Source organism: Xanthomonas citri pv. mangiferaeindicae, from assembly GCA_002240395.1.
Taxonomy (GTDB): domain Bacteria; phylum Pseudomonadota; class Gammaproteobacteria; order Xanthomonadales; family Xanthomonadaceae; genus Luteimonas; species Luteimonas citri_A.
The window spans coordinates 1,099,866-1,119,310 of the sequence record CP016836.1 but is presented as its reverse complement, the minus strand read 5'-3'; the positions used below and the strand labels follow the sequence as shown (position 1 = coordinate 1,119,310).

The 19,445-nt window shown below is 69.2% G+C and carries 16 protein-coding genes; 9 read left to right on the top strand and 7 right to left on the bottom strand.

What is annotated here, in order from left to right; genetic code table 11:
* Position 1: 1 nt before the first annotated feature.
* From BEN78_04720 to BEN78_04710, 3 genes are all read right to left on the bottom strand, one after another.
* Positions 2 to 2,344 carry a beta-hexosaminidase gene (locus BEN78_04720; protein ID ASR42790.1) on the bottom strand — a complete coding sequence of 781 codons (2,343 nt, stop codon included), beginning with the start codon at positions 2,342 to 2,344 and terminating at the stop codon, positions 2 to 4.
* Between the two features lie 176 nt (positions 2,345 to 2,520).
* Complete coding sequence (locus BEN78_04715) at positions 2,521 to 5,169, bottom strand: TonB-dependent receptor (GenBank protein ASR44915.1); 2,649 nt, start codon at positions 5,167 to 5,169, stop codon at positions 2,521 to 2,523.
* A gap of 158 nt (positions 5,170 to 5,327) precedes the next feature.
* Complete coding sequence (locus tag BEN78_04710; GenBank protein ASR42789.1) at positions 5,328 to 6,305, bottom strand: glucokinase; 978 nt, start codon at positions 6,303 to 6,305, stop codon at positions 5,328 to 5,330.
* Positions 6,306 to 6,733: 428 nt separating this feature from the next.
* On the opposite strand from BEN78_04710, the gene BEN78_04705 reads away from it, so the two are divergent.
* The 8 genes from BEN78_04705 (at position 6,734) to BEN78_04670 (ending at position 14,689) form a co-directional block, all read left to right on the top strand.
* Positions 6,734 to 8,029, top strand: coding sequence for a glucose/galactose MFS transporter (locus BEN78_04705; GenBank protein ID ASR42788.1), 1,296 nt, complete (start codon positions 6,734 to 6,736; stop codon positions 8,027 to 8,029).
* A gap of 30 nt (positions 8,030 to 8,059) precedes the next feature.
* Positions 8,060 to 9,139 carry a LacI family transcriptional regulator gene (locus tag BEN78_04700; GenBank protein ASR44914.1) on the top strand — a complete coding sequence of 360 codons (1,080 nt, stop codon included), beginning with the start codon at positions 8,060 to 8,062 and terminating at the stop codon, positions 9,137 to 9,139.
* Positions 9,123 to 10,181: an iron dicitrate transport regulator FecR gene (locus BEN78_04695; protein ASR42787.1), complete on the top strand. Its 1,059-nt coding sequence runs from the start codon at positions 9,123 to 9,125 to the stop codon at positions 10,179 to 10,181. The genes BEN78_04700 and BEN78_04695 overlap by 17 nt, the downstream gene beginning before the upstream one ends.
* Complete coding sequence (locus tag BEN78_04690; GenBank protein ID ASR42786.1) at positions 10,181 to 11,320, top strand: N-acetylglucosamine-6-phosphate deacetylase; 1,140 nt, start codon at positions 10,181 to 10,183, stop codon at positions 11,318 to 11,320. The genes BEN78_04695 and BEN78_04690 overlap by 1 nt, the downstream gene beginning before the upstream one ends.
* Before the next feature lie 64 nt (positions 11,321 to 11,384).
* On the top strand, positions 11,385 to 12,392 hold the full coding sequence (locus BEN78_04685; protein ID ASR44913.1) for a DUF5009 domain-containing protein: 1,008 nt from the start codon (positions 11,385 to 11,387) through the stop codon (positions 12,390 to 12,392).
* Positions 12,393 to 12,454: 62 nt separating this feature from the next.
* On the top strand, positions 12,455 to 13,492 hold the full coding sequence (locus BEN78_04680) for an aminoglycoside phosphotransferase (protein ASR42785.1): 1,038 nt from the start codon (positions 12,455 to 12,457) through the stop codon (positions 13,490 to 13,492).
* Positions 13,489 to 13,845, top strand: a complete 357-nt coding sequence (locus BEN78_04675) for a glyoxalase (protein ID ASR42784.1) — start codon at positions 13,489 to 13,491, stop codon at positions 13,843 to 13,845. Before BEN78_04680 ends, BEN78_04675 begins: the two co-directional genes overlap by 4 nt.
* A gap of 7 nt (positions 13,846 to 13,852) precedes the next feature.
* Positions 13,853 to 14,689 carry a hypothetical protein gene (locus BEN78_04670; protein ASR42783.1) on the top strand — a complete coding sequence of 279 codons (837 nt, stop codon included), beginning with the start codon at positions 13,853 to 13,855 and terminating at the stop codon, positions 14,687 to 14,689.
* A 586-nt stretch (positions 14,690 to 15,275) separates the two neighbouring features.
* Here the strand turns inward: BEN78_04670 and BEN78_04665 are convergent.
* Both BEN78_04665 and BEN78_04660 read right to left on the bottom strand, forming a co-directional pair.
* Entirely contained in the window at positions 15,276 to 16,139 is an 864-nt protein-coding gene (locus tag BEN78_04665; GenBank protein ASR44912.1) for a POM family subclass B3 metallo-beta-lactamase, read from the bottom strand.
* 278 nt (positions 16,140 to 16,417) lie between these two features.
* Positions 16,418 to 16,978: a hypothetical protein gene (locus BEN78_04660; GenBank protein ASR42782.1), complete on the bottom strand. Its 561-nt coding sequence runs from the start codon at positions 16,976 to 16,978 to the stop codon at positions 16,418 to 16,420.
* A 44-nt stretch (positions 16,979 to 17,022) separates the two neighbouring features.
* Here BEN78_04660 and BEN78_04655 point away from each other — a divergent pair, with 44 nt between their 5' ends.
* The gene (locus tag BEN78_04655; protein ID ASR42781.1) at positions 17,023 to 17,556 is read left to right on the top strand and encodes a dihydrofolate reductase; all 534 of its coding nucleotides are present in this window, start codon (positions 17,023 to 17,025) and stop codon (positions 17,554 to 17,556) included.
* A gap of 270 nt (positions 17,557 to 17,826) precedes the next feature.
* On the opposite strand, the gene BEN78_04650 is transcribed toward BEN78_04655, so the two are convergent.
* Both BEN78_04650 and BEN78_04645 read right to left on the bottom strand, forming a co-directional pair.
* Entirely contained in the window at positions 17,827 to 18,108 is a 282-nt protein-coding gene (locus BEN78_04650; protein ASR42780.1) for a hypothetical protein, read from the bottom strand.
* Positions 18,109 to 18,149: 41 nt separating this feature from the next.
* Entirely contained in the window at positions 18,150 to 19,391 is a 1,242-nt protein-coding gene (locus BEN78_04645; GenBank protein ID ASR42779.1) for a multifunctional CCA tRNA nucleotidyl transferase/2'3'-cyclic phosphodiesterase/2'nucleotidase/phosphatase, read from the bottom strand.
* Positions 19,392 to 19,445 lie beyond the last annotated feature (54 nt).

Below are 19,445 nucleotides of genomic sequence, written 5' to 3'. Positions count from 1 at the left end.
GTCAACGCGGCTGCAGCGTGACCGCGTCCAACACCCACATCGTCGGCCGGGTGTCGCCGGTGAAGCGCAAGCACAGATCGGTCGCGCGTCGTGTGCCCAGCGCGCCGGTATCGAGCGGCACGTCGAGACTGACGAAGCCATCGGCATCGGGCGCCGCCGGCAACGGCACCGTCGCCAGCACCGGACCGGCGCAGCCCTCGCCCTGGACCTGCAGCTCGCCGTGCGCGGTGCGCGCCGGCAGGAAGGTGCGCTGCGGTTCGTCGTGGGCCAGCTGGAACGCATAGGGCATGCGTCCGGCGCGGACCGTCAACCGATCGATATCGCCCAGGTCCGCCGCCGGCCACAGCCAGCAGGGGTGGAAGATCGTCACGTTGAAGATCGCGCGCTCGCCGGTCAGCGGACCGTCGTCCTCGAGCCGCAGCAGCAGGCGCCCGATATCGGGGCAGACCGCCAGCTCGGCGTTGCGGCGGGTCAGCAGCGAGGTCGCATCGACCGCATGGGTCGTGGCCGGCGCCAGCGACGTGCCGTCGGCGGCGAACGCGGCCGCGCGCAGCTGCACCGGCAGGCGCAGATCGAGCGGTGCGGTGTAGCGCGGCGAGCCGGCATCCGGCGCGCGGCCATCGAGGGTGTAGTGGATCGGGTAGCCGAGCGGATTGCGCAATGTCGCCCGCGCGCTGCCGTCGCGGCGGTCGCCGTCGATCGTGGCCAGCGCCTGGAACGGCGTTTGCGCGTAGGCGATGTCCATCGCGCGGTAGCGCTGCAACTGCACCGGCAGGCGCGCCAAAAAATCCGCGTAGTCGCGGGCTTCCACCGGCGACCAGGCGGTCTCGGCCAGCGCCGCCATGCGCGGGAACAAGTTGTGCTGCAGGCGCGCGAAGCTGCGCGTGTGCTCGGTCCACATGTTCGCCTGCACGCCGAGAATGTGATGGCGTTGCGCGGCCGGCAGCGCGGCGGGCACCGGCTCGAACCGGTAGACCTGCTCGAGCGTGACCATCGACGGCCGGCCCGGCGGCTCGTCGGGCGCGTCGGTCTGCAGGTAATCCAGGTACAGGTCCGAAGACGGGCTCATGACGACGTCGTGGCCGAGCGCGGCAGCGGCGATGCCGCCCTCGATCCCGCGCCACGACATGACCGTCGCCTCCGGCGGCAGGCCGCCTTCGAGGATCTCGTCCCAACCAATCAGGCGCCGACCATGCGTGGACAGGTAGCGCTCCATCCGGCCGATGAAATGGCTCTGCAACTGCGCCTCGTCGCGCACGCCGAGTTCGCGCATGCGCTGTTGCACCCGCGGCGACGCCTGCCACTGGTCCTTGACCGCTTCGTCGCCGCCGACATGCACATAGCGGCCCGGGAACAGCGTGACCACCTCGGCCAGCACGTTCTCCAGAAACGTGAAGGTCGACTCCTCGACATTGAACAGCGTGCGGTTGACGCCCCATTCGGCGAGTACCGGGACCGGCGTGTCGAGCACGCCGAGCTCGGGATAGGCCGCGACCGCAGCCTGGGCGTGCCCGGGGCCGTTGATCTCCGGCACGACCTCGATATGCAGCGTCGCGGCATAGGCCACGACCTCGCGGATCTGGTCCCGGGTGTAGTAGCCGCAGTAGGGCACCGGCGCGCCGGTCGCAGGATCGATGCCGCCATCGCCGGCCGGAATGCGGCACCCGCCGACCTCGGCCAGGCGCGGATAGCGCTTGATCTCGATGCGCCAGCCCTGGTCGTCGGTCAGGTGCCAATGGAAGACGTTGAGCTTGTGCATCGCCATCGCGTCGAGCACGTGCTTGATCTCGTCGACGCTCTGGAAATGCCGGGCCGAATCGAGCATGAGCCCGCGCCAGCCAAAGCGCGGGGCATCCTCAATGCGCAGCGCCGGCAGTGTCATCGCCTCGCCCTGGGCCTGCGCGACCAACTGCCACAGCGTCGTCGCACCATGGAACAGACCGCGCGCATCGGCGGCGCGCACCACGATGCCGTCCTGCGCGATCTCCAGCGCATAGCCTTCGGGCGCCTCGGGCGAGACCGCCGGATCGAGCACGAACGCGATCGCGCCGGGCGCCGGGCCGCCGGCTGCGGGCGCGGCCAGGCGCAGACCGTTGGACTTGGCGGCCAGCGCGGCGAACCGGCGCGCTGCCTGTTGCCCGGCCAGGCCGTCGGCATGCAGCGGTGTAGCCGCGCTGAGATCGAAGCCGCCGTCGCCGGCGACGAGCCGGGCAGGCGCGGGCATCAGGGCCGGGGCCACGACGACTTCATGCGGCCGTTGCGGATGCGGGGGGCAGGCGGCCACCAGAGTGGTGGCGGCCAGGCCGAGGCTCAGGTAAACAAGGTGCTGGAACGGTCGGACCATCGTGCAGTGCTCCCTCAGGCTGCATCGCAGCATGGTGCATGGCGAGCGCATTGCGCTACAACGCGATGCCTCTTATCGCGTCGCCGCCCATCAGCCGGCGTGCGAAAAAGCTGTGAGCGGCGCGGCGAAGACGGCGGGGCGCTGCCCCGCCGTCCAAGATCGCCTGGTGGCACGCTTTAGAACCGCATGTGCAGGGTCGCCATGTAACGACGCCCGGTGTGGTAACGCCCGGCGGGCATGTGCTTCTCGCCCAAGTACTGGAAGTACTCTTCATCGAGCAGGTTCTGCGCATCGAAGGCGATCGACCAGTTGTCATTGAATCGCCAGCCGATGCTAGCGCCCAGCTCGGCGTAGTCATCCACACTCGCAGGTGCCGCGCCCGCAACGTAACCACCGGCAAGGTAGCTGTCGCGCCAGTTGTAGCTGAGTCTGACGCTCAAGGGGCCCTGCTCATAGTAAGGACTCAGCGCAACGCTGTGCTCGGACTGATAGGGCAGCGGGTTGCCGGTATTGTTCTCACCATCCGCGTAGGTGTAGTTGGTGGTTAGACCGAAGCCGCTCTCGCCGAATGCCTGCTGATAGGAAAGATTGAGTCCCTTGACCTTGCCGCCACCCGCGTTGCGCGGCCTTGCGATGCTGTAGTCGCAATAGCCATCTGCGGTGCAGCCGTTGCTGCCGACCAGGTCTTCCCATGCGCGCGGATCGTTGTCCCGGATCGAGTTGTACTGGCGCTCGATCGTTGCGCTGGTATCGACGTAGTTATCGATGTCCTTGTAGAAGATGGATGCAGCTAATGCCGACTGTGGTGCGAAGTACCATTCGGCCGAGAGATTGAGGTTCGTCGATTCATACGGTGAAAGCTCTGCGTTGCCGCCAGCGCCAGTGAGCGTGGTGTCATTGAGGAAAGTGTTGTTGACCAACTGGTTGTACGGCGCCCAGGCAATGACCTTGGCTGCGGCGAAGCGGAACAACCAGTCGTTGCCTGGATCGAGAACCAGGTTGACCGATGGCAGCAAGAAATCTTCCTTGGACGTCCGGGTCTGCCACTTGCTGTCGAGGTCGTCCAGTGTCGGCGTGCCGCTGTAGACGAATCCACTCCCGTCGATCTTCGACTCCACGTAGCGCAGACCGATGTTGCCGCGCAAAAGGCCTGTCGAGAAATCTGCCTGGACGTAGCCTGCGGTGTTGGTCTGCTCCAATGCCCAGGTGTTGTTGAGGTAGCTCGCCGGATCAGGATTGTTGTAGTCGACCGGACTGTTGCGGATCCAATCGATGACGTTGTCGCGACCGACCTGCAAATGATGACCGTGATCAGGATGGAATCCGCGGATGTCGGTCAGGCCGATGGTGCCGACTTCGTCCAGGAACCCGGTGTTGACGCCCCCGTAGACATTGAGCGCGAAGCGCTCTTCCTGCTTCACCTGGCGGGCACCGAATCGCAGCATGCTGATAACGCCCGGCAGGCGCACGTTGAAATCCAGCTGGCCGTAGCGGTTCTCACTTTCGGTAGAGAAAATGCCGTTGTTGCCCAGCCAGCCATTGGAGCCCCAGTTGCCGGGATCGCGTGCGGCCTCTGGATCGTCGAAGCGGATGCCATCGTCGATGTGCCAACTGAAGCCGCCGTTGTAGACCGGCTCGATGAAGTACTGCGCGAGATTGGCGTTGTCCGATTTGCTGCGCCCCACCTGGGCTGCGATACCCCAGATGTCGCCTTGCCATGCGCCGCGCAGGTCGATGCCCTTGGTCGTGACCTCGGACTCGCGCACGTTGTTGTCGTAGATGACGGTGCCGCCGTCGGGATCGGCATTCGCGCCGGAGTGTCCACCGACCACGACACCCTTCGGTCCTTGATCGAGCCGGTCGACAGCGCCGATGGTGCCTGGGTTCCAGGTCAGAAAGCTGTACAGCGATTGATTGTAGTTGTCGAAGTTCTCGCGGATATAAAGTCCTTGAAGCTTGAACTCGAGAGCGTCGGTCGGTTTGAGCTGCAAGTTGAGCACCGCGCTGTCGCGCTTGCGCTCTTGCTGGAACCAGGCCGCGTTGATGGAGTTTGGAACCATCGCATCCGGATCCAGTCCGGCCGCCGCTGCATTGGTGAAGGTGGAGGCGGGCGCGTAGCCGAATACCTCAAGGCCCTGGCGGTCCACCTTCTCTTCATAGTGCTGCGCCGACACAGCGATACCAAGCGTTTCAGCGGGGTTCTTCCAGCTATAAAGCAGCGATGCGTTAGGCGCGCCGCTGCTGGCTTGGTCGTTATAGCTATATCCGATGGAGGCGGCGATCTCGTTGGTATCCAGATCGAGCGGCTGCCGTGAATGCATCAGCACTGTGCCGCCGAGACTGCCTTCGGGCAGGCGCGCCTCGGATGACTTGATGACTTCCAGTCGGCCTAGGATCTGCGGTGCAAGCAGCGTGTAATCGAAGCCGCGGTTGGGCTGCTCGCCATACAGCCAAATGGCCTGCGCGACAGGTCGGCCGTCCAGGAACGTCAGGTTGAGGCTGGGATCTGTGCCATCGATGCTCACGCGCTCGCCCTGTCCGAAACGACGGTCAAGGGATACGCCTGGGATCTGCGACATCGCTTCGGCGACGTTGGTGTTGGGGAACTTACCGATGTCCTCGGCGGTGATCGCCTCCGAGATCGTGTCGTTGTTGCGCTTGGTGTCGAGCGACTTCTCCAGGCTGCCGCGGATGCCGGTCACCACGACCCGGTCCAGATCGGTGGCCGCGTCCGACGTGGGGGCCGTCTGTTGTGCCTGGGCCTGCGCGGCGACGCACAGCCCCAGCGTGATCGCGGCCGAAAGCACTGATTTACGGGTGTTCATGGTGGTCCCCATCGCTGATGTGAGTGGCGCCGCGGCGGCCGTCGTGCCGTCGCGTGCGTACCTGTACCGGCGTACCCCACTGCCTGGCCGCAGCGCGCGCGCCCCAAGGGCGCGTCGCGACACGACGTTTTCCCGACCCGCGCGCCGCCGGCGACGCGTCAGTCGAGCCGATCGAGGTACCAGCTGGCGGCGCCGATGACGCCCAGCTGCCCGTGCTCGACCAGATTCACGGGAATGCGTTCGAGCGCCTCGCGCATCGGCGCCTTGTCGAGGAACCGGGCGACGAAGTCGCTGCCCATCAGGTAGTCGCGGATCTGCGGCAGGATCCCGCCCGCCAGATAGATGCCGCCGTGCGCGCCGTAGAGCAGCGCCATGTCGCCGATCGTGCTGCCGAGCAGGCCGCAGAAGGCATTCAGCGCCGCGCGCGCCTGCGCGTCGTCGCCTGCGATCGCCTTCGCGGTGATCGCGTCCGGGGTCGTGTGGATCGGCGTGACGCCCTGCAGCGCGCACACCGCACGGTAGAGGTTGAGCAGGCCCGGGCCCGAGAGCGCGTGCTCGATCGGCACGTGGCTACGGCCGCGCTGCAGTTCGCGCAGCAGCGCCTGCTCGGCAGGGTGGCCGGTGGTCAGCGCGGCCTGTCCGGCCTCGGTGGCCAGCACGACCGGGCCATGCGCGGTCGGGATGCGCACCGCCGCACCCAGGCCCGTGCCCGGTCCGACGATCAGCATCGGCCCCGGCGCCGCGGCGTCGGGACCGGTCAGCCGCACCACATCTTGGGGGTCGACCTGGGCGGCGGCATGGGCGACAGCCTCGAAATCGTTGACCAGGCGAAACTCGCGAAAACCCAACCGGGTGCGGATGCGCTCGAGCGAGATCGGCCAGGGCAGGTTGGCGGTGATCACGGTGCCATCGCCCAGGGCGTAGCCGGCGCTGGCGATCGCGCCGGCATCGACCCGGCGCCCGGGCAGCGCCGCCAGGAACTCCTCGACGATCTCTGCCAGCCCCGGGTACGCGGCGCAGGCGTACTTGCGGTACTCGAGCACGCGCACCGGGTGCGCGGCATCGCCGGTGGCCTCGACCAGGCCGATACGCACATGGGTGCCGCCGACGTCGGCGGCGATGAAGGCATCGCGCATGGCGTGGCGCGGTGCGGTCGACGGCAGGGAAGGGGATGCAGCCACGGAAGCTCCGGGTGGGAAGGGCGCCATACGATGACAGCCGCTGCCAGATGCGGCGGAGTGTCGGCATGTCATGACAACGATGTCAACGCCCCGGATGCTTCGGGCGCGTCCCACCACGGGATCCTTCACACAGTTGCAACAATCGGCGCGACACGCGGAAATGAACGCGAGAGGCGCGTCGAATCAGCAGGTTCCGACCCTCGGTGCGCGACAGGGTCCGCCGATCAATGCCGCAATGCAGCACGCGTTTCGCGCGGAAGTTCAGGCATGATGCGGTCGCCGGGGCCTGCCTGGCGCGTGTTGATGACAACGTTGGTACTCGATGTCCGGTCCGCGGTTGCGCCGCACCGGTCCTGCAGTCCCCGTCCGCCGGAGCGCTCCTGATGTCTGCGATCGCGACACCGTATGCCCGCCCGAGTCACGCGACCTCGATCGCGATCATGGGCCTGTTGTTCTTCATCATCGGCTTCTTCACTTGGGTCAACGGCCCGCTGATCGCGTTCGTGCAACTGGCCTTCGAACTCGACGAGGTGAACGCCTTCCTGGTGCTGATGGTGTTCTACCTGTCGTACTTCTTCCTCGCGCTGCCCGCGGCCTGGGTGCTGCGCCGGACCGGCATGAAGAAGGGACTGGCCCTGAGCCTGTTCGTGATGGCCGCTGGTGCGATGCTGTTTGGCGAGTTCTCGACCCAGCGCTGGTACGCCGGTGCGCTGTCGGGGCTGTTCGTGATGGGCAGCGGACTGGCGCTGCTGCAGACCGCGGTCAACCCGTACGTGAGCATCCTGGGGCCGATCGAGAGCGCGGCGCGGCGCATCGCGCTGATGGGCATCTGCAACAAGGTCGCCGGCATCCTGGCGCCGGTGGTGCTGGGCACGGTGGTGCTGCACGGCATGGGCGATCTCAGCGCGCAGGCCGCCGCGGCCGATGCCGCCGGACGCGCACAGTTGCTGGGCGAGTTCGCCGCCAAGATCCATCTGCCGTATCTGGTCATGGCCGGCGTGCTGATGCTGGTCGCGCTGGGCGTGCTGTTCTCGCCGCTGCCCGAACTGCGGCCGGCCGAGGCCAACGCCGCGGCCGAGCCGGGCGAGGGCGCGCGCGTGCGCGGGCTGTTCCAGTTGCCGCATCTGTGGCTGGGTGTGCTGTGCCTGTTCCTGTACGTCGGCGTGGAGGTGCTGGCCGGAGATGCGATCGGCACCTACGGCAACGGCTTCGACCTGCCACTGGACCGGACCAAGTTCTTCACCTCGTTCACGCTTGGCGCGATGCTGCTCGGCTATGTCGCCGGTCTGGTCGCGATCCCGCGGTTCGTCAGCCAGGAACGCTACCTGGGCATCTCGGCCGTGCTGGGCATCGTGTTCTCGGCCGGTGCGTTTCTGAGCCACGGCTACGTTGCGGTCGGCTTCGTCGCCGCACTGGGCTTCGCCAACGCGATGATGTGGCCGGCGATCTTCCCGCTGGCGATCAAGGGCCTGGGCCGGCTGACGGAGACCGGCTCGGCGCTGCTGATCATGGGCATTGCCGGTGGCGCGATCGTGCCGCAGCTGTTCGCGGTGCTCAAACAGCACTACGACTTCCAACTGGTGTTTCTGGCCCTGACCCTGCCGTGCTACCTGTACATCCTGTACTACGGCCTGCGTGGGCACCGTGCCGGTCACGCGGCGCGTCGGGCTGCGCGATGATGGCGGCCTGAGAGAATGCCGGAGCCGGACGTGCGCAAACCCACCATCAAGGATGTCGCCGAGCGGGCCAAGGTCTCGCTCAAGACCGTCTCGCGGGTGATCAACAACGAGCCGTCGGTGCTGCAGGCCACCCGCGCGCGGGTGCTGCACGCGATCGCCGAACTCGACTACGAGCCCGACCCCTCGGCGCGCAACCTGCGCAGCGCGACCTCGTTCGTGATCGGGCTGATCTACGACAACCCCAACCCGTATCACATCATCGGCGTGCAGAACGGCGTACTCGCCGCGTGCCGGGAAACCGGCTTCGGGCTGCAGATCCATCCCTGCGATGCGAGTTCGCCGTTGCTGGTGGAGGAACTGGTGGAGTTCGTGCGGCGGTCGCGGTTGGCCGGCCTGGTGCTGACCGCGCCGATGTCCGAGCGCCGGGAGCTGATCGACGCGCTGTCCGCGCGCGGCATCCGCCTGGTGCGCATCATCGCCGCGACCGAGGACCCGCGCGACGGGCATCCCTGCGTGTTCGTCGACGACCGTGACGCCGCCTACGAGATCACCGAGCACCTGATCCAGCTCGGCCACCAACGCATCGGCTTTCTGTGGGGCGGGCCGCAGCACCATTCCAGCGGCGAACGCCACGCCGGCTACGAGGCCGCGCTCAAGGACTACGGCATTCCGCACGACAAGCACCTGGTGATTCCCGGCGACTACACCTTCGACGACGGATTCCGCGGCGCGCGCCGGCTGCTGGCGCTGCGCGATCCGCCGACAGCGATCTTCGGCTCCAACGACGAGATCGCCGCCGGCGTGCTGGCCGCGGCCAAGTCGGCGGGCATGCATGTGCCGTTTGATCTGTCGATTGCCGGCTTCGAGGACAGCCCGTTCTCGCGCCAGTCGTGGCCGCCGCTGACCACGGCCAAGCAGGCCACCGAAGACATCGCGCGGCAGGCCGCGCGGATGCTGATCGCCAGCCTGCGCGAGGACGCCGATGCCGTCGCCGCGCAGGCCACCCACAACCAGGGCTTCGTGCCGCAGCTGGTCGTGCGCGGGTCGACCGCGCCGATGCGCCCGCGGCCGACGCCATCACCGGGACCCGAGGATGCCCCACGCGACTGATGAGGCGCCGCGCGACGCGGCCACCACCTGGATGTTCCGCGAGGCCGCGCAGGCGCCGGACGTCGTCGCTGCGCAGTTCGCGCGCAACGCCGACGCAGTCGATGCGCTGGTCGCCACCCTCATCGCGCGGCCGCCGCCGTTCGTGGTGACCTGCGCGCGCGGCAGTTCCGACCACGCCGCGACCTACGCCAAGTACCTGTTCGAGACCCGGCTGGGCATCGTCACCGCATCGGCCTCGCCGTCGGTCGGCTCGGTGTACGCCGCGCCGCAGCGCATGCACGGCGCGTTGTTCATCGCGATCTCGCAATCGGGCCGCAGCCCCGACCTGCTGCGCAACGCCGAAGCCGCGCGCGCGGCCGGCGCGCATGTGGTCGCGCTGGTCAATGTCGAGGATGCGCCGCTGGCGCAGCTTGCCGACACGGTGCTGCCGCTGCATGCCGGCCCCGAGCGCAGCGTCGCGGCGACCAAGAGCTATCTGGCCTCGCTGTCGGCGCTGCTGCAGCTGACCGCGCACTGGCAGCGGGCCAGTGGTGGCGACACCGCGCTGGCCGCAGCGCTGCCGGCGCTGCCCGAGGCGATGCGCGCGGCCTGGGCCTGCGACTGGTCGTCGTTGGTCGAGGGCCTGGCCGAAGCGCGCAATCTGTTCGTGCTCGGCCGCGGCACGGGCCTGGCCGCAGCGCAGGAGGCGGCGCTGAAGTTCAAGGAGACCTGCGGCCTGCACGCCGAGGCCTACAGCGCCGCCGAGGTCCGACATGGACCGATGGCGCTGGTCGGCCCCCGGTTCCCGGTGCTGCTGCTGGCCCAGCCCGACGGCACCGACGCCGGCACGCGCGCGGTCGCCGACGAGTTCCGTGGCCGTGGCGCCGAGGTGTGGCTGGCTGCACCCGGCGGCGAGCTGCCGGTCGCCGAAGCGCCCGAACCGGCCTGCGCGCCGCTGCTGGCGGTGCAGAGCTTCTATCGCGCGGCCAACGCGCTGTCGCTGCGGCGTGGCTTCGATCCCGATGTGCCGCCGCATCTCAACAAGGTCACGGAGACCGTCTGATGGCCCTCGCCCTGGTCAATGGCCGCGTGCTGACCGATACCGGCTTCCGCGACGACATCGCGGTGCTGGTCGAGGGCGCGCGCATCGCCGCACTGCTCGCGCACGACGACCCCAAGCTGCGCGAGGTCGCGCGCCACGACCTCGACGGCCTGCATCTGTTGCCGGGCTTCGTCGACGCGCAGGTCAACGGCGGCGGCGGCGTGCTGTTCAACAACGCGCCGACCGTCGAGGCGATCGCTTTGATCGCCGCCGCGCATCGGCGCTTCGGCACGACCGCGCTGCTGCCGACGCTGATCAGCGACGATGTCGAAGTGATGCGCGCCGCGATCGCGGCAGTGGATGCGGCGATCGCGGACGGCGTGCCCGGCGTGGTCGGCATCCATCTCGAAGGCCCTTACATCGCGCCCGAGCGCCGCGGCACCCACGACGCCGGCAAGTTCCGCGTGCCCGGCGCCGACGAGATCGCGCTGGCGACCTCGCTGCGTGGCGGCGTCACGCTGGTGACGCTGGCGCCCGAACGCGTGCCGGCCGACACCGTACGCGCGCTGGTCGCCGCCGGCGCGATCGTCTCCGCTGGGCACACCGCGGCGACCTGGGCGCAGGCGCGCGCGGGGCTGGACGCAGGCATCCGCGGCTTCACCCATCTCTACAACGCGATGTCGCCGTTGCAGGGACGCGAGCCGGGTGCGGTCGGCGCCGCGCTCGAAGACCGCGCGGCCTGGTGCGGGATCATCGTCGACGGCGCGCACGTGCATCCGGCCAGCCTGCGCGTCGCGCTGGCCGCCAAGCCGCGCGGCAAGGTGTTTCTGGTCACCGACGCGATGCCGCCGGTCGGCGCCGACCGTCCCGACTACATGCTCTACGGCGAGACGATCACCGCCGTCGATGGCGTGGTGCGTAACGCTGCCGGTGCGCTCGCCGGCTCGGCGCTCGACATGATGGCGGCGGTGCGCAACACCGTGCGCACACTCGACGTGCCGCTGGACGAAGCGGCGCGGATGGCGGCGACGTATCCGGCGCAGTTCCTCGGCCTCGACGACCGGCTCGGCCGCATCGCGCCCGGTCTGCGCGCGGATTTCGCGCTGGTCGACGACACGCTGTCGCTGCGCGGCACCTGGATCGGTGGCGCGGCCGGCTGACAGGGCCGCGCCGTCCGCGCGGCTGGCCAGCGTCGATGCACTGCGCGGCATCGCGGTCGCGGCGATGCTGCTGGTCAACACGCCCGGCGACTGGGACCACGTCTATGCGCCGCTGCTGCACGCGGCCTGGCACGGCTGCACGCTGGCCGACTTGGTGTTTCCGACGTTCCTGTTCGTGGTCGGCGTGTCGATCGCACTGGCGTTGTCGCCCCGGCGGGAGGCCGGCGCCGACCTTGCCCGGCTGCGTCGCAGCGTGCTCGTGCGCGCGGCGCGGTTGGTGCTGATCGGCCTGGCGCTGCATCTGCTGGCGTGGTGGGTGCTCGACCTGGCGCATTTTCGCCCGTGGGGCGTGCTGCAGCGCATCGGCCTGTGCTTCGCGCTCGCCGGGCTCGCGGCGCTGTCGCTGTCGCCGCGTGCGCAATGGACGCTGTTGGCCGGGCTCCTCGTGGCCGGTGCGGTGGCCCTGGGCCTGGGCGGCACCGCGCCGGGGAGCAACCCGTTCGACCGGCTCGACACCGCGCTGTTCGCGCCCTGGCTGTATCGCTACGACCCGCTCACCGGCCTCGGCCACGACCCGGAGGGCCTGGCGAGCACGGCGGGTGCGCTGGCGACGACGCTGCTGGGCGTGCGCGCTGGGGACTGGCTGCGCGCAGGGCGGGTGCGCGCACTGCTCGCGCTGGGCGTGGCCGCATGCATGCTGGGCGCGGCGTCGTCGCTGGTGTTGCCCCTCAACAAGCCGCTGTGGAGTGCGTCCTATGTGCTGTGGACCGGTGGGCTGGCCGCGCTCGCGCTCGTCGGCCTGCACCTGCTGATCGACCGGCGCGGCTGGCCGGCCTGGGGCCGCCGCTTTGGCGTCAACGCGATCGCCGTCTATGCCGGTTCGAGCGCAATGGTGCTGCTCGCCATCGGCGCCGGCCTGTGGGCACCGCTCTATCGCGTGCTGTTCGCCGCGCCGCTGGCCCCGCTGCTCGGCGAGCAGGCTGCGTCGCTGGCATTCGCACTGGCGTTCGTCGCGCTGTGGTGGGCGGTCGCCGCCTGGATGGACCGGCGTCGGTGGTACCTGAAGGTCTGAGCCGCGATGCCGCGGCCGTGCCGAGCTTGTACCCTGCGCATCCCGCCCCCCACATCCGCCCGATGACCGCGACGTTTCCCGCTTCCCCGGACGCCGATCCCGACCGCAGCGCCGCCCGCCTGGCCTGGGCGCGCGATGCGGCCGACGATGCAACGCTGACGCTCGTCCGTGCGTCGACCGATGCCGGTTTCCGCAGCTATTGGCGCACGCAGGGCGCAGGGCCGGCGCGCATCGTCATGGATTCGCCGCCCGAACTCGAGGATGTGCGGCCGTGGCTGCGCATCCGCACGCTGCTGCGCGCGGCCGGTGTGCGCGTGCCCGAGGTGCTGGCCGAGGACACCGACGCCGGGTTCCTGCTGCTGGAGGATCTGGGGCCGCGCACCTGCCTGGATGTCGTCGACGACGCCGGTGCCGATGCGATGGTCGATGCCGCGTTCGAGCAACTGCTGCGCCTGCAGGCGATCGCCTGCCCGGCGGACCTGCCCGCCTACGATGCGCCGATGCTGCAGCGCGAGCTCGACCTGTTCGAAGACTGGTTCCTCGGCCGCCACCTCGGCGTGACGCTCGACGCCGAGGCGCGCGCCGGCTTGCAGGCCGTGCAGCGCACGCTGATCGAGGCGGTGCTGGCGCAGCCGCAGGGCTTCGTGCACCGCGACTACATGCTGCGCAACCTGATGCCCGACGGCGCCGGCGTCGCGGTGATCGATTTCCAGGGCGCGGTGCGCGGGCCGCTGGCCTACGACCCGGTCAGTCTGTTCCGCGATGCCTTCCGCAGCTGGCCGCCGGCGCGCGTCGATGCCTGGCTGGCGCGCTACCACGCCCGCGCGCGGGCCGCCGGCGTGCCGGTCGATCCGGACCCGGCCGTGTTCGCGCGCCACGCCGACCTGGCCGGCATGCAGCGCCACCTCAAGATCCTCGGCCTGTTCGCGCGGTTGCACTACCGCGACGGCAAGCCCCGGTATCTGGCCGATGCGCCGCGCTTCGTCGCGTATCTCGACCAGGTACTCGCGCGCGAGCCGGCGCTCGCGCCGCTCAACGCCATCCTCGAACGCCACGTGCGGCCGCGGCTGGCCGCCACGGCACCGGACGCGGTGCGATGAGCCAGACCGTCATCCCGCAGCTGCGCATGACCGATGCCGCGCGCAGCCTCGCGTTCTACGCCGCGCTCGGGTTCCGGGTCGACTGGGAGCATCGCTTCGAACCCGGGCTGCCGCTGTTCGCGCAGCTCACCCGCGACGGCCAGACGCTGTTCCTGAGCGGGCACGCCGGCGATGGCGCAGTCGGCGGCGCGGTCTACTTCAAAGTGGCCGACGTCGACGTCTGCGCGCACGCGTTCGCGGCCGCAGGCGTTGCGATCCTGCAACCGCCGCACGACACCGACTGGGGCACGCGCGAGATGCTGCTCGTCGACCCCGACCACAACCGGCTGCGCTTTGCGCAGCACCCCGACTGAGGTGTCCATGATCGATCTGTTCGACGCCCCCCCGCAGCCGGTGGACGGCATCCGCACCGGCATCGGCGGCTGGACCTTTGCGCCGTGGCGCGACAACTTCTACCCCAAGGGCCTGGTGCAGAAGCGCGAGCTCGAATACGCGAGCCGGAAGCTGACCGCGATCGAGGTCAACGGCACGTTCTACGGCGCGCAGAAGCCGGCGACCTACGCCGCCTGGCGCGCGGAGACGCCGGAGGGCTTCGTGTTCTCGCTCAAGGCGCCGCGCCACATCGTCGGCGCGCGCGCACTGGCCGACACCGGCCCGCGCATCGAGACCTTCGTCGGTGGCGGCATCGCCGAACTCGGCGACCGACTCGGCCCGCTGCTGTGGCAGTTTGCGCCGAACCGTCGCTTCGACGCCGACGACGTCGAAGCCTTCCTCGCGCTGCTGCCGCGCGAGGTCGATGGCCTGCCGCTACGCCATGCCGTCGAGGTCCGCCACCCCTCGTTCCAGAGCGCGGCCTGGCTGGCGCTGGCGCGTGCGCACGACGTCGCCACGGTGTTCACCGACTCGGCCGATTACCCCTCGTTCGCCGATCTCACCGGCGACTTCGTCTACGCCCGGCTGATGTCCAGCCGCGAGGAGCACCCGCAGGGCTACCCCGGCCTGCAACTCGACGCCTGGGCACAGCGTGCACGCCAGTGGGCGAAAGGCGGCGCGCCGGCCGACCTCCCCTACGCCGGCGACCGCGACGCCGCGCCGGTCGTGCCGCGCGAGACCTTCGTGTTCTTCATCTCCGCCGCCAAGGCCCGCAACCCCGCCGCCGCGATGGCGCTGCAGCAACGGCTCGAAGCAACCGCGTAGCGCCGTTGTCACCTCCCCCGCATCGCGGGGGAGGTCGGTGCGCGCAGCGCACCGAGTGGGGGAGATCATCTCCCTGCTTGTGGGAGAAGTAGAGGGCATCGCCTCGACCTGTAGCCCCCACCCAACCCTCCACCCGTGAAGGGCGCAATGCCCCGCAAGCGGAGGAGGGCTTGACCGTCGCAGCAGTTCCGCATCCGGACGCTGGCACGCATTGCCGTCACCTCCCCCGCATCGCGGGGGAGGTCGGTGCGCGCAGCGCACCGGGTGGGGGCAGGGGATCATCTCGCCAACTTGCGATTAGAGGCAGAAGACATGGCCTCGATGTCCGGCCCCCACCCAACCCTCCCCCGCAAGCGGAGGAGGGCTTTGATCATGCGGCAGTTCCGCATCCGGACGTCGGCACACATTTGCCGATACCTGCCCCGCATTGCGGAGAGGGTTTCGATCGTCGTGACAGCTTGGTGTGCGACGCCGGCACGCTTTTGCCGTCACCTCCCCCGCATCGCGGGGAGGTCGGTGCGCGCAGCGCACCGGGTGGGGGCAGGGCAGTACGCGCGTTCTTCGGCCACTCCGAGCGACGCAGCCCTCAATCCGCCGCGCCCAGCCGTTCCGCCTTGAGCTGCTCGTCGAATGCGGCCTGGGCAGCGTCGGCATAGCTTGCGCAGGTGGCCGGGCGTTCGCGCTCGAGCGTGGTGCCATAGCGCAGTCCGCTGAAGTCCGGATGCGGGGTCAGCAGCAGGTCGCAGGGCAGGCTGCGCACGCGCGCGAAGCTCGCGCGGTAGGCGTCGACGATGTGCGGATAACGCGGGTTGTCGAGCAGGCGGTAATCCGGCGCGCTGAGGCTGTCGACGTAGGCGATTCGTACGGGCGTGCCATCGTCGGCCCGGTCGGTCCAGGTCCAGCTCATGCCGCCTGGCGTGTGCCCGGGGGTGAAATGCACTTGCAGGCGCAGGTCGCCCAACGCCAGTGTTTCGCCGTCCTGCAGCAGGCGATCGGTGACGACCGGCGGATAGAGCAAGGCATCGCCGTAGTGGATGTCGTCGCTCCCGCCGCGCGCGAGCAATTGGGCCGATTCGGCATTGGCCACGACCCGGGCACCGGTGGCCCGGCGCAGGGCCGCCAGCGGGCCGGCATGGTCGGCATGGGCGTGGCTGAGCACGATGAACTTCAGGTCGGACGGGGCCACGCCGAGTGCGGCCATGTTCGCGAGCAGGTGCTCGGCGGTCTGCGGAATGCCACCGTCGATCAGGATGGCGCCGGCATCGCCCTTGAGCAGCAGCGCGCTCAACTGCGCCGTGCCGATCTGCCAGGTGCCCGCGGCAATGCGCAGCGGCGCGACCGGTTGCCGCCAGGCGGCGGGCACCTCGTAGGCGCGCAACTGCGGCAGCGGCTCGGCCGCCATACCCTGCAGCGCGCCGAGGCCGCCGAGCACCGCCGTCGTCCACAGCATCCAACCGATCGCGCTTCGCATCGTTCACTCCGGTCTTGGTCGTGCGGCGATTGTCGACAGGCCCTCGCGGACGTCACAAGCGCGACGATCTCATCGCAGTCATGAGCGGATTCGATGGCAAGTGCCGCGATCGCGCAGGCCTCGCCTGCACTGGCGCGCGCGCGCCGGCCGATGCATCGGTCGATGGCATCGGCGGTCGAGAATCGAGAGGGTTTTCTTTCAATCCGGGGGAGCGCCGCAGTGATCGCTGTGCGCTGGCACGCGTTAGGACACCGGGTTCAGGCGCGAAGAGCGATGCGACACCAGTCGTCCAATACGGCCTTTACATTGGCTTCAAGCGTGCCTGTTCGCGTGAAGCCCCACCAGATGATGGCGCCCTGCCAGACGCTGGCCAACTGCTGACCCAGCACATCGGCAAGCACCGGATCCCGGGAAAGGCGTTGTCCCAATGCAGTGGTCAACTGCTTGGTCCACTGCGCGCCTCGAGCGCGAAGCGCAGGGTGACGGAAATCCTCTCGAAGCAGTAACAGTCCATCCGAGAAGTTCACCTCTCCAGCCCCCCTCGCTGTCAGGCGCAGGAGCAGGTCCACCGCGCCCGCGGGATCCGCCGACGCCTGGGCATCGGCGGCGTGAGTGGCTTGCTCCAACCGCGTCCAGGCATGCGACAGGGTCGACTCGACCATGCCCTCTCGCGTTCCAAAGCGGTGCACAAGTGTGGCAGGCGCGAGATCGACCCATTGCGCGGCGTATGCGAACGACAGGCCTGGCCCGTCCCTGGCGATGAGGACGAGGAGTCGATCCATCAGTTCTTCGTCCGAGACTTTCTTCGATCTGCCCATTGGTCTAATATAAACGAACATTCGCTTACAAAAAAGGGCGCGCCATGGCAAGCATTCTTGGCTACATCGCGACCAGCCTTGACGGCTTCATCGCGTCACCTGGGGACAGACTCGATTGGCTGCAGCGTTATGAGGGCATGGCGCTCGGGGAGCACGATTACAACCTCTTCCTCCGGCGGGTCAGGACGGTCGTCATGGGACGCGGCACGTATGACTTTCTCGCTCGCGACCCCGCTCCTTGGCCGTATCCACACCACAGAGTGATTGTCGTCACCTCTGGCGTCATCGACGCGCCCCGAGGGACGCTCGAAATTCGCCACGATGTCGACGCGCTGATCGCCGAACTCAGAGCGCTTGATGACGGAGACGTCTGGATGCTGGGAGGAGGCAAGCTACAGATGGCGTTCATCGAGCGTGGGGCGCTTGATGAGATCGAGATCTACGTCATGCCGGAGCTGCTGGGCGGCGGCAGCCCGTTGTTTCCCGCCGCGGGAGTTCGTCTGAGTCCGACGTTGATCAGCGCGAAGACGCTGGACCGGGGCTGTGTCCGCCTGCACTACGCGCTTCGTAGCGAATGAACCGTGGCGAACGGGGTTGTAAACCGCTCCGAGCCGACGCGAGTGGGAGATCGAGCCGCAATCGAAGGCGCACGCAAGCCATATCGACGCCTCGTTGGACGCACACGCGACCCTCTCGCCAAGAGGGCAAGGACAACGGCGAGAGGACCCCGAACGCCTGCACGGTCAGAGTGCGGCGCGGTCGTAGCTCGCGTCCCGTCGATCACGAGATGGGTTGATGGCCCTCGTGCAGCGCGTCGCATGCGGGTGTCGGCCGCGCCTGCGCGCATCTCATCGTGGATCGTCTGCGTCGGCCGGCGCCGCGCACCAGGCCTCGACGGCGGGTGCGGTGTTCTCGATGCCTTCGCGTTCGGCCAGTTCCCACGGCCGTTCGCAGGTCGCGCTGCGCGGGCACCAGGCGTAGCCGGCCGAGCCGATGCAGCCGTGCGCGTCGCGGTCGCCGCCGACCATGGCCGGTGTGGCACTCGGAGCGGGCGAGGCAGGGGCGGGTGTCTGCGGCGGGCTGCAAGCCGCCAGCAACAGGCCCAAGGGCAGGATCATGAACTGACGCATCGCAAGCTCCCGTACTGGAACGGCCTCGAGAATGCCGACGGCTACGTGGCCGGTGTGTCGTCGCCACCGCGTGCTGCCGCGATTGCCGCGATCCGTGCGCGCCGCAGCGCTTCGCCGATCGCGGGGCCTGCGAGTCCTTCGGCCGCGAGGTCGCGGGCGTTGACTGCGCAGGCGGCGGTGTGGGCGCGGCGTAGTTGCGCGCCCTGCGGATAGTCGCTGTCGGCGCTGCCCAGGCGGCCGCGCTTGTCGGCCTCGCAGACCAACGCGAGCTGGTCGATGCGTTCGGGCCGGCGAAAACCGTCGCAGCGCGCGATCAGTTCGTAGAGCGTGGCATCGCGCAGTTCGGCGATGCGGTGCACGTTGAGGTGTTCGCGGCAGGCGACGATCGCCAGCTCGCGATGCGCGACCGGCACCTTGAGCCGTGCGCATAGCGCCTCGAGCGGACGCACGCCGGCGTGCTCGTGGCCGACATGGCGCGGCAGCCGGTGCGCAGGCGTCAGCGCCTTGCCCAGGTCGTGGGTCAGCGCGGCGAAGCCGATCACATCGTCGCCCGGCGCCAGCCGCGCGGCCATGTCGACGACCAGCTCGATGTGCGTGCCGGTGTCGACCTCGGGATGGTATTCGGCGCGCTGCGGCACGCCGTACAGCGCATCGACCTCGGGCAGCACGACCGCGAGCGCGCCGCAGTCGTGCAAGGTGCGCACGAACGCCGACGGCCGTGCCGAGCCCAGGGCGCGGCGCAACTCCTGCCACACGCGTTCGGGCGTCAACGTCGCCAGTTCGCCGGCCTCGACCATCGCGCGCATCAGCGCCATCGTCTCGTCGGCGACCGTAAAGCCGAGCGGTGCAAACCGGGCCATGAAGCGCGCGGCACGCAGCACCCGCAGCGGGTCTTCGGCGAACGCCGGGCCGACGTGGCGCAGCACCCGCGCGTCGAGGTCGCGCACGCCACCGTAGGGATCGACCAGGCTGCCATCGGGCGCCTGGGCGATCGCGTTGATCGTGAAGTCGCGACGCTCGAGATCCTGTTCCAGCGTCACCGACGGATCGGCATCGACGACGAAGCCACGATGGCCGCGTCCGGCCTTGCGCTCGGTGCGCGCCAGCGCGTACTCCTCGCCGGTGCGCGGGTGCAGGAACACCGGGAAATCGCGCCCGATCGCGCGGAAACCGGCGGCCTCCATCGCCGCCTGGGTTTCGCCGACGACGACCCAGTCGCGGTCGCCTGCGGGCTGTCCGAGCAGGCGATCACGCACGGCGCCACCGACGAGATAGGTCTTCATGGTGGACATGGTCCGGCAATCACCATAGGCAGGTCTGGAGCGACAGCCTAACGG

What these genes read in the sequence shown, in the direction of transcription:
- BEN78_04685 (ASR44913.1), top strand. Translation starts at nt 11,385, where the DNA reads ATGCTGCTGGTCAACACGCCCGGCGACTGGGACCACGTCTATGCGCCG.
- BEN78_04715 (ASR44915.1), bottom strand. Translation starts at nt 5,169, where the DNA reads ATGAACACCCGTAAATCAGTGCTTTCGGCCGCGATCACGCTGGGGCTG.
- BEN78_04665 (ASR44912.1), bottom strand. Translation starts at nt 16,139, where the DNA reads ATGCTGTGGACGACGGCGGTGCTCGGCGGCCTCGGCGCGCTGCAGGGT.
- BEN78_04680 (ASR42785.1), top strand. Translation starts at nt 12,455, where the DNA reads ATGACCGCGACGTTTCCCGCTTCCCCGGACGCCGATCCCGACCGCAGC.
- BEN78_04670 (ASR42783.1), top strand. Translation starts at nt 13,853, where the DNA reads ATGATCGATCTGTTCGACGCCCCCCCGCAGCCGGTGGACGGCATCCGC.
- BEN78_04690 (ASR42786.1), top strand. Translation starts at nt 10,181, where the DNA reads ATGGCCCTCGCCCTGGTCAATGGCCGCGTGCTGACCGATACCGGCTTC.
- BEN78_04720 (ASR42790.1), bottom strand. Translation starts at nt 2,344, where the DNA reads ATGGTCCGACCGTTCCAGCACCTTGTTTACCTGAGCCTCGGCCTGGCC.
- BEN78_04675 (ASR42784.1), top strand. Translation starts at nt 13,489, where the DNA reads ATGAGCCAGACCGTCATCCCGCAGCTGCGCATGACCGATGCCGCGCGC.
- BEN78_04655 (ASR42781.1), top strand. Translation starts at nt 17,023, where the DNA reads ATGGCAAGCATTCTTGGCTACATCGCGACCAGCCTTGACGGCTTCATC.
- BEN78_04660 (ASR42782.1), bottom strand. Translation starts at nt 16,978, where the DNA reads ATGGGCAGATCGAAGAAAGTCTCGGACGAAGAACTGATGGATCGACTC.
- BEN78_04705 (ASR42788.1), top strand. Translation starts at nt 6,734, where the DNA reads ATGTCTGCGATCGCGACACCGTATGCCCGCCCGAGTCACGCGACCTCG.
- BEN78_04710 (ASR42789.1), bottom strand. Translation starts at nt 6,305, where the DNA reads ATGCGCGATGCCTTCATCGCCGCCGACGTCGGCGGCACCCATGTGCGT.
- BEN78_04695 (ASR42787.1), top strand. Translation starts at nt 9,123, where the DNA reads ATGCCCCACGCGACTGATGAGGCGCCGCGCGACGCGGCCACCACCTGG.
- BEN78_04645 (ASR42779.1), bottom strand. Translation starts at nt 19,391, where the DNA reads ATGAAGACCTATCTCGTCGGTGGCGCCGTGCGTGATCGCCTGCTCGGA.
- BEN78_04650 (ASR42780.1), bottom strand. Translation starts at nt 18,108, where the DNA reads ATGCGTCAGTTCATGATCCTGCCCTTGGGCCTGTTGCTGGCGGCTTGC.